Genomic DNA, 5934 nt, shown 5'->3' with positions numbered 1-5934 from the left:
GGGGGGCCCGCCCAAACCCCCGCCCGCGCCCCTGACGTCGGCCTGGGGCCCGCCCCCCCCACGGCCCGCGCCGACGCGGGGCTAGCGCCCGACCACCGCCCGCCGGGGGCCGGTGATCGGCGCGGAGACCCGGACCTGGAGGCCCACGCCGCGGCCGGGCGCCGGCAGCGTCAGCGGCTTGACCGAGGCGACGGGGGCGGGCGCGATGCCGGGCACGCCCGGCAGCCCGTCGCCAGGTTCGGCCGGCGGCGCGGCCTGCGCCTCGGCGATCCCCGGGGCGCCCCCGGGCTCGGCGCTGGCCGTGGGGTTTGCTGCGGGCACCGGGTCTAATGCGGGCGCGGAGTCTGACGTGGGCACGGGAGCGGGCCTCCTGCTGGCTGCGGGCGTGGCGGGGTGCCGTCGGACGGGGCCGACGGTTTCGTACGGAAGGGGAGCGCACCGGCTGCACCGCCCGGCGGCTGGCCGGCTGACTGGCTGACTGGCTGACCGAGCCGATTGGTCGGCTGACTGCCTGATGGGTTGGATCGGCAGAACGGTCGGATCAGCAAGACCCGATGAGGCCAATCACGGGCGCGGGGCGTGGAGCGGGCTGGGCGCGGTCAGTGTCGAGGCGCGGGGCGCGGGACGTACGCGTTTGGTCGCCGCTGCCCCGTCTGCCATCATGAGCAAAACGGGACGCTGTACCGAATCGACTATACGGGACACCGTCCCGCTTAGCCAGGCCGGTGGTGGTCCGGGGCGACAGCGGAAGGAACGGTGCGGTGAGCGACGGCGGTCGGGGCGCGGGGAGTACGCGCAGGCCCCAGCGGGCGGATGCGCGGCGCAACCAGGAGGCACTGCTCGACGCCGCCGCCAGGGTCTTCGTCACCTCGGGCGTGGAGGCGCCGATCCGGGAGATCGCGGCCGAGGCCGGGGTGGGCACGGCCACCATCTACCGGCACTTCCCCACCCGGGCCGATCTGATCATCGCGGTCTACCGGCACCAGGTGGAGAGCTGTGCGGAGGCCGGCCCGGTCCTGCTCGCGGCGAGCGCGAGCCCGTACGAGGCGCTGGCGCAGTGGATCGACCGCTTCGTCGACTTCCTGGTCACCAAGCACGGGCTGGCCGCCGTGTTGCAGTCGAGCGACGTCTGCTTCGACCCGCTGCACGCCTACTTCATCGACCGGCTCGTGCCCGTCTGCGCCGACCTCCTGGCGGCGGCGGCCGATGCCGGGGAGATCAACCCCGGCATGGACGCCTATGTGTTGATGCGCGGCGTCGGCAGCCTGTGCGTGGGCGCCGGCGACAACCCCCGCTACGACGCGCGCGGGTTGGTGGAACTCCTCGTCGCGGGGCTCCGCCGCACTACCGTCTGACCGCGCACCTCGCTACCCACGGCACCGCCGCTCCCCCGCTGCCGGCGGACCGGCAACGACCGGCAGCAGGTGGGGCGGCGGGGGCGGGACGGGGTCAGCGCGGCTGCGCCGGATCGGTGGGTACGGGCAGCAGCGGGGTGAGCGTCCCGGTGATCCGGTGCGCCACGGCCGCCCGGTGGTCACGGAGGTAGAAGTGGTCACCCTCGTACAGGTGGAGGCCGTCGAAGCCCGGGGCGTGCTCGGCCCAGCCGGTGAGCCGCACGGGCGGCACCACGGCGTCCGACTCGCCGCCGAACACGGTGAGCGGCACGGCCGGCGGCACCGCACCGGCCGTCGGGCGCCAGGTGTCCACCACCGCGAAGTCGCTCCGGAAGGTCGGCGCGAACAGGGCCCACAGGTCATCGCTGTCCAGCAGTTCCGCCGGGGTCCCGCCGACCGAGCGCAGCCAGTCGCGCAGCTCCGGGTCCGGCATCAGGTGCCGCGCGAGCCGCGCCCCGCCACCGGCCGCCCCGTCGGCCCCGTCCGGCCGCGCGCCCTCGGCCCCGGGCACCCGCGGCACCCCCCAGGCGGATATGCCGAGCCACAGCGGTACGTGCCGGCCGGCGGCGGCGAAGTGACGCGCCAGCTCGTACGCGACGAGTCCGCCCATGCTGTGCCCGAAGAGGGCGAAGGGCCGGTCGAGCAGCGGCGCGAAGTCCGCGGCGAAGTACTCCACCAGTTCGGCGCTGCTCGGCAGCGGGCGCGCCCCGTGCAGGCTGCCCCGGCCGGGGGCGTTGACCAGGCAGATCTCCCAGTCGGCCGGAAACGCGTCGGCCCAGCCGCGGTAGAGCAGGTGGGAGCCGCCGGCGTGGTGGAAGAAGAACAGCCGCAGCGCGGGGTCGGACACCGGCCGCGGGCAGGTGACGCTGCCGTGGTGGGTGGGCCGGGGCCGACCGTCAGCGGCGCGGGCCGGACGGGCGGGGGACGTGCCGGACGTGCCGGCGCCGGCGTCGGTGCGCGCCGCTGGGGGCATGGTGGATCTCCTCGTGGCTCGGACGCGGTTGGCCCCCGAGTCTTCCGTGTGCCGGCCCCGGAGGGGGGACCGGGGTGGGGACGGACGGTTCGGTGGCCGCCAACGCACCGGAGGCCCGGGGCGGGTCCCGGGCCTCCGGACGGCCGGGCTACGTACGTGGCCCGCGGCGCGGCCGATGCGACCGGTGCGACCGCCGGCCGGGGTCAGCACGCATCCCCCGTCCCCGACCGGTCGACCGAACGGCACGCTGGACACTGACGCGGGTCGCGCCGGCGCTACCTCCTCAGGAGTTGGTCTCCACCCACAGCTCCCAGATCTTGCCGTTCTTCACGCACCACCACCTCGCATGCGCGGAGTTCCGACCGTCGGCGCGGCAGGCGGCCTTGCTGGGGTACTCACCGACCTTTACCTCACTGAACGGGACGTCTTGCGGGGTAACCTCCGTGCTTGACCCGTTGTCAGCGACGGCGGGGGCGGGGGCCGCCTGGGCGACTGCGGTTCCACCGGCCAGTAGGGCGGCCGTCGCCGCCGCGCTGGCGAGTGCGGTTCGAATGCGCATCGTTCCTCTTAACCTCGATGGGCGTACGGGATGTGGTGCGGCGCACCCCGGCTCCGGCCGACCGGTGATCACCCAGCCGAGTCCGCCGCGCGGCACGCCGCCGCTGTGCCGGCTGACGCACGGTCCGCTGCGGGCGGGATGGAGCCCGGGGCGCTCTCCCACTGTGTGGCCGCCGGCAGGGCCGATCGTTGTCCTTACGCGCGGGGCGGTTGTCGATGCGCGCACGTCCTGAGCGCACGTTCCCGGTACTCCCGGGGCGGGACGCCGTACGCGGCGCGGAAGAGCCGGCTGAAGTGCATCGGGTCGCTGAGGCCCCAGCGGGCGGCGACGGCCCGTACGGGGCGGGCGCCCAGCCGCGGGTCGGTCAGGTCCTCGCGGCAGCGCTCCAGGCGGCGTTGGCGTATCCAGGCCGCCGGTGACGTGCCGTCCTCCGCCAACAGGTGTTGGAGCTGTCGCAGGGACACGTGGTGGGCGTCGGCCACCGCCTGGGGCGTCAGGTCCGGGTCGGCCAGATGGCGTTCGACGAAGGCGTTGATCCGGGTCTTCAACGCCCGTCGACGGGCCTGCGGGCTCAGCGCCCGCTCGGCCTCCAGCCGGCCGGCGATGAGCGAGGCCAGCAGGTCCAGCGTGACCGAAGCCAGGGTGGGGGCGTCGGCCGGGGTGAACTCGTCGGCGCGCGCGTGCAGGTCGGTCAGCCAACGGGCGAGCGCCCCGGCCAGACCACGGCTCCCGTCGAGCGGGGTCGCGAGCACCCGCGCCACCACCTTCTCCGGCAGCGGCAGCATCCGACGGGGGAACTGCACGGTCATGTGCGACGTTCCGTGCGATCGGCTGTCCGGACACGAGCGCACGTCGCCGCGGTAGGGACGGCCGCTATCCATCATCACCAGGTCACCGGTCCGCACCGGCACCTCGTCCCTGACCACGGAGAAGCCCCCGGAGCCGTTGCGGAAGTAGTTGAGCTGGTATACCTCCGGGTCCGACTGGCGGATCAGCTTCGGCGTCCGGGCGATCTCCACGTGCGGGTGGCCCAGCGCCGACACCTGCATCTCCCCCAGGTCCAGCACCCGCACGCTGGCCCGGAAATCGTCCCCGTCCTCGCTGCGCAGCACGTTGCGCATGTGCGACCGGGACGTGAAGTCCTGCCAGAGCGCGAAGCGCTCCGCGGGGCGCACCACGTCCGTACGGAACTCCATCACCCGCATGGGCCAGCCACCGCCTCAGTCATGTCCATGACCTCGAAGGTGGCACGCGGGCGCGGGACCGGTCCAGCCGGGCTTTCGGTCACTTGCGTACGGTGCAGCGGTGCGCGGAGGCCGCCGCGCGCGGGCCCCTCGGCTGGCCGGCCGACACCACAGACACCCGAGCGGTCGCCGACGGCCGGCATGCGTGCCGCAACGAGCAGGGCCGCCCCCCGCCGGGGGCGCGCGGGCCGGCGGTCCATGGGGGTGGTCCTGAGGAGGTTGGAGCCGGGTGGCTGCGGGGCCGGGCCCCGGGTCCGCCGGCGGGATGGCGGACCCGGGGTGTCAGGGGCCGGCGGCGCTCAGGACGGCTCCGCCGCGGCGTGTCCCACCCATCAGCTCACCCGCCACGCGTCAAGCATTGGCCGGCAGGGCCAGGGCGATGCGCGTCTCGTCGGTCGGTAGGTAGCGCACCTGGATGACCCGGCCCACCTGGACCAGTTGCACCGCGCGCGGCGGTAGGAACTTCTCGACCTCGGTTTCGAACGTCGTGCCGTCCGGGCGGCTGACGATCAGGCCGAGGCGGAGTTCGGCGTACTCCTCGCGGACCGCGCCGGTCACGTCCAGCGAGCGGACCACGGCCGATGCGGGGATGCCGCGCTCGGCGACCTCCAGTGCCTCCCTGGTGGTCAGGCCGCGTTGGAGTTGCACCTCGTTGTACACGGCCTGGGCCCCCGCCATGTCGCCCGAGCGGTCGATCTCGACGCGGTCGGTGCGGCCCGGCAGGTAACGGACGGGCAGTACGGCGCCCGGCGCGAACAGGGCGAGGTCCGTCAGGGGCACCACGAGCTTCGCGTGCGAGTCGAAGATGGTGCCGTCCGCGCCGCGCACGTTCAGTTCGATGCGCACCTCGGGCTGGTCGTTCAGGGTGGTTCCGGTGGGGCGGGTGCCGGTGACGGTACCGACGCCGAGCAGGCCGTTGCGGAAGGCGGCGCTGTTGCGCCCGGTGAATGCGGAGACCACGCCGTCCTTGGTGAAGGCCAGCAGCACCGGGACCAGGCTCACCGCGATGCCCAGCGGGATCATCTGCGGCCCGACCCATGCGAGGCCGCCGGAGTCCGACGCATCGGCGGTGAGCCCGTACCAGAGGTAGTAGCCGACCGAGCCCGCGAGGAACAGCCAGGCCGCGGCTCGAAGGGTGCGAATCATGGGGTGTCCTTCCCGCAGGCGAACCAACGACCCCGACGTTAGGAGGGGTGCTGTGCCTACCCGTCCCAGGTTTGGGTCCGCCTCGAACGCCCGTTTAAGCTGCCGGCATGCGGATCGGCCCGGACGCCTCGGATCACGGGGCACGCGCGCGTCCGCGCGCCGCGGTGCTGCACGAGGTGTGGCAGGAACTGGCGGGCGTGGAGGCGCTCAGCGGGGCCCAGGGCGGCCCGCTCAGCCGCACCGTCAAACTCCTCCTCGATCCGCTGGTCATCCGGCCCGGCCAGCACCCGCAGTGCGCGGGGCCGCTGGTGAGCGCCGACGGCGCGGCGCTGCTGGCCGCATCGGTGCACGCGGCGGCCGACGTGCTGCGCGCCACCGCGGAGTGGTTCACCGTGCTCAAGCGGGCCAGGCGGGCGGCCAGGATCAGCGAGGGCCATCCGCAGGACCGGTACTTCCAGCCCTGCTTCGAGCTGGCCACCCGGTACGGCCCGCCCGCCCCCGCCACCCGCGACGAGCTCGCCCGGCGCACCCTGCGCGCCGTGCACGGCGCGCCCGAGGGCCGCCCCGTCGCCGCGCTGCGCGACCCCCACGCCGCCCCGCCGCGGGCGCCCCCGCTGG

Annotated in this window: 6 protein-coding genes and 1 pseudogene; 2 read left to right on the top strand and 5 right to left on the bottom strand. The window is 74.7% G+C overall.

The features are described 5' to 3' along the window. Positions 1 to 81: 81 nt before the first annotated feature. A complete protein-coding gene (locus tag AAHZ94_RS27145) occupies positions 82 to 357 on the bottom strand; it encodes a hypothetical protein (RefSeq protein ID WP_349996046.1) in 276 nt (91 codons plus the stop codon). A gap of 404 nt (positions 358 to 761) precedes the next feature. Between AAHZ94_RS27145 and AAHZ94_RS27140 the strand changes: the two genes are divergently transcribed. Next, positions 762 to 1355: a TetR/AcrR family transcriptional regulator gene (locus AAHZ94_RS27140; RefSeq protein WP_349996044.1), complete on the top strand. Its 594-nt coding sequence runs from the start codon at positions 762 to 764 to the stop codon at positions 1353 to 1355. A gap of 94 nt (positions 1356 to 1449) precedes the next feature. On the opposite strand, the gene AAHZ94_RS27135 is transcribed toward AAHZ94_RS27140, so the two are convergent. The 4 genes from AAHZ94_RS27135 to AAHZ94_RS27120 form a co-directional block, all read right to left on the bottom strand. Further along, positions 1450 to 2367, bottom strand: coding sequence for a thioesterase II family protein (locus AAHZ94_RS27135; protein WP_349996042.1), 918 nt, complete (start codon positions 2365 to 2367; stop codon positions 1450 to 1452). Between the two features lie 283 nt (positions 2368 to 2650). Further along, positions 2651 to 2926, bottom strand: coding sequence for a hypothetical protein (locus tag AAHZ94_RS27130; RefSeq protein ID WP_349996040.1), 276 nt, complete (start codon positions 2924 to 2926; stop codon positions 2651 to 2653). Between the two features lie 194 nt (positions 2927 to 3120). After that, on the bottom strand, positions 3121 to 4131 hold the full coding sequence (locus tag AAHZ94_RS27125; protein ID WP_349996038.1) for an AraC-like ligand-binding domain-containing protein: 1011 nt from the start codon (positions 4129 to 4131) through the stop codon (positions 3121 to 3123). 390 nt (positions 4132 to 4521) lie between these two features. After that, on the bottom strand, positions 4522 to 5316 hold the full coding sequence (locus AAHZ94_RS27120; protein WP_349996037.1) for a hypothetical protein: 795 nt from the start codon (positions 5314 to 5316) through the stop codon (positions 4522 to 4524). A 107-nt stretch (positions 5317 to 5423) separates the two neighbouring features. On the opposite strand from AAHZ94_RS27120, the pseudogene AAHZ94_RS27115 reads away from it, so the two are divergent. After that, positions 5424 to 5934 (top strand): annotated as a pseudogene (locus tag AAHZ94_RS27115) (hypothetical protein); the annotation flags it as partial.

This window comes from Streptomyces sp. HSW2009 (genome assembly GCF_040240285.1).
Taxonomy (GTDB): Bacteria; Actinomycetota; Actinomycetes; order Streptomycetales; family Streptomycetaceae; genus Streptomyces.
This window is presented reverse-complemented; position numbering and strand designations above follow the sequence as displayed.